The 2,274-nt window shown below is 66.8% G+C and carries 3 protein-coding genes and 1 pseudogene; 2 read left to right on the top strand and 2 right to left on the bottom strand.

The window, feature by feature from the left end; genetic code table 11:
* Positions 1-656, bottom strand: a 656-nt coding sequence (locus BIS11_RS15545) for a sugar-binding transcriptional regulator (RefSeq protein WP_253586488.1), incomplete at its 3' end; no start/stop codon positions are given.
* A gap of 51 nt (positions 657-707) precedes the next feature.
* Positions 708-1,265 (bottom strand): NUDIX hydrolase, encoded by a 558-nt coding sequence (locus BIS11_RS15540; protein ID WP_253421328.1) that lies wholly within the window; start codon positions 1,263-1,265, stop codon positions 708-710.
* A gap of 85 nt (positions 1,266-1,350) precedes the next feature.
* Here BIS11_RS15540 and BIS11_RS15535 point away from each other — a divergent pair, with 85 nt between their 5' ends.
* Together BIS11_RS15535 and BIS11_RS15530 are read left to right on the top strand one after the other, a co-directional pair.
* Entirely contained in the window at positions 1,351-2,016 is a 666-nt protein-coding gene (locus tag BIS11_RS15535; protein ID WP_253421330.1) for a CoA pyrophosphatase, read from the top strand.
* Positions 2,013-2,274: pseudogene (locus tag BIS11_RS15530) on the top strand (2OG-Fe(II) oxygenase); the annotation flags it as partial. The gene BIS11_RS15535 and the pseudogene BIS11_RS15530, both read left to right, overlap by 4 nt.

The following is a 2,274-nucleotide window of genomic DNA, read 5'->3' as shown; positions in this document are numbered from 1 at the left end:
GCCTGGGCGTCGATGCGCCCGATGCCGATGAACGCCGCCTGGGACGCCGCCGCGACGTCGGCGATCGCCTTGAACAGCCGCTGGGACAGCATCGCTTGGCGCTCCGCCACGGATTCGGCGACCACCGGCGCCGGCAGCACGAAGCGCTCGCCGCCGGTCTTGTCCGCCAGCGCCATCACCGCATCGAAGCGGTTGGAGGAGCCGTCGCGGGCGACGTTGCCGATCAGCGAAACGAAGCGGTGCTGGGGGCGCTCCACTCGGTCGAGCGCCTCCACCGCCGCGCGTACCGAGCGTCCGGAACCCAGCGACAGCGTCAAGGGCTCGCTGCGCTCGACGTACTGCGCCAGCCGCTTGGCGCCGGCCACCGCGAGGTAGCGAGCGCCGTCTTCCGGGGCATCGGCATTCGCCGGCACCACGTCGCAGTAGCGCAGCTCGAAGCGTTCGGCCAGCGCATGACCGAGCGCCACGCAGGTGGCGATCGGGTGGTCGATGTGCACCTTCACCACACCCTCCTGACGGGCCAGGGCAAGAAGGCGCTGCACGCCGGGGCGCGATACGCCGAGCTGCCCCGCGATCTCGTCCTGGGTGAGTCCGCCGACGTAGGAGAGCCAGGCCGCGCGGGCGGCCTGGTCCAGCTTCAACTCGAATTTATCCATCGCTCAACTCGCTGGTTACCTTGACAGTGCCTGCCTTCACGGCGGCCCGGACTAGGCGCTGCCGAAGTAGCGCTCGCGATCCTCCGGGGTGATGGTACTCATGTGCAGCGAGAAACGCCCCGCCCGGCGATCCTCGAAGAAGTGCGCGAGGGTACGCTCGATGGTAGGAAAGGCGAGCTCGCCCCAGGGGATGTCGCGCTCGTCGAACAGCGCGACCTCGAGGCTTTCCACACCCGGGGCGAAATCGCCGCGCAGCTCGGCCAGAAAGATCATGTAGACTTGATTGATGTGCGGCAGATCGATCAGGGTATAGAGCTCCTTGAGCTCGACGCTCGCCGTGGCCTCCTCCCAGGTTTCGCGAAGGCCGGCCTCGCGGGTGGTCTCGGCGTTTTCCATGTAGCCGGCGGGAAGCGTCCAGTACCCCTTGCGCGGGGCGATCGCACGGCGACACAGCAGCACCTTGTCACCCAGCACCGGGAGCGTGCCGGCCACGATGCGCGGGTTCTGGTAGTGGATGGTACCGCAGGCATCGCACAGGTAGCGCGGGCGATCGTCGCCCTCGGGCACGGCAAGGCGGACTTTTTCACCGCACTGGCTACAGAAATTCATAGGGTATCTCGACGGCTGAAGGGGTGACGTTTCGCTTGATGCCGATCACGACGCTCAATACGAGAGCAATATCGATGGACACGCCATGTTAGAGAATCTGCGCAAAGCGCTGCAACACTACCGGCCAAAAGAGCAGAGTCACGCCAAGCTCCTGCAGGCGGCGGTGCTGCTTCCCATCGTCGCTCACCCCGAGCCTGCGCTGCTGTTCACCCGCCGGGCCAGCCATCTGTCGACCCACAGTGGCCAGGTGGCTTTCCCCGGCGGCAAGCGCGAACCCGTCGACCGCGACCTCTACGCCACCGCCCTGCGTGAAGCCGAGGAAGAGATCGGCCTTGCACCGGCGAAGGTGGAGCGCATCGGCCGGCTGTCGGAGGTGATCTCGCTGCACGGGCTCTGCGTCACCCCTTGGGTGGGCATCATCCCGCCGGGACTCGATCTGGTGGCGGACCCCGGCGAGATCGATCGCATCTTCGAGGTGCCCTTGAGCCACTTCCTAGAGGACAAGCGCGTGCATACCGATGTCATCACCGTGGATGGTGTGGCCCACTACGTCCCCAGCTACCAGGTCGACGATCACGTGATCTGGGGGCTTTCCGCCATGATGCTGGTGGAGCTTCTGGCCAAGGGGTTCGGCATGGCGATCGACCTGCACGAGCGCCCTGCCGGCACGCTCAAGCACCACCCGGCGCGTTCGGCGCGCCGGGCCAAGGGCACCATCGACGAGGTCCCGGCGGCCCGGAGGGAGCGATGAGCATTTCACGCATGTCACCGGAAGACGCACTGGCGCCCGGCACCCATATCGAGCTGATCGATGCACTGGTCGAGCAGGGCTGGTACGTGGGCGAAAAGGTGATCGCCCCGGCGCTCTGCGACGCGCTCCACCAGGAGCTCGCCATGCTCAAGGAGGTCGAGGCGCTCGAGGAGGCGGGCATCGGTCGTGGCCGCGAGCATCTGTTGCGCAAGGACATTCGCGGCGACGCCATCCACTGGCTGAACAGAGAAAGCGAGG

Origin of the sequence: Halomonas sp. 707D4 (assembly GCF_024158685.1) — a bacterium.
Lineage (GTDB): Bacteria > Pseudomonadota > Gammaproteobacteria > Pseudomonadales > Halomonadaceae > Vreelandella.
This window is presented reverse-complemented; position numbering and strand designations above follow the sequence as displayed.

Bases quoted from the DNA above. Each gene is read 5' to 3' on its own strand.
- BIS11_RS15540 (WP_253421328.1), bottom strand. From the start codon at position 1,265: ATGAATTTCTGTAGCCAGTGCGGTGAAAAAGTCCGCCTTGCCGTGCCC.
- BIS11_RS15535 (WP_253421330.1), top strand. From the start codon at position 1,351: ATGTTAGAGAATCTGCGCAAAGCGCTGCAACACTACCGGCCAAAAGAG.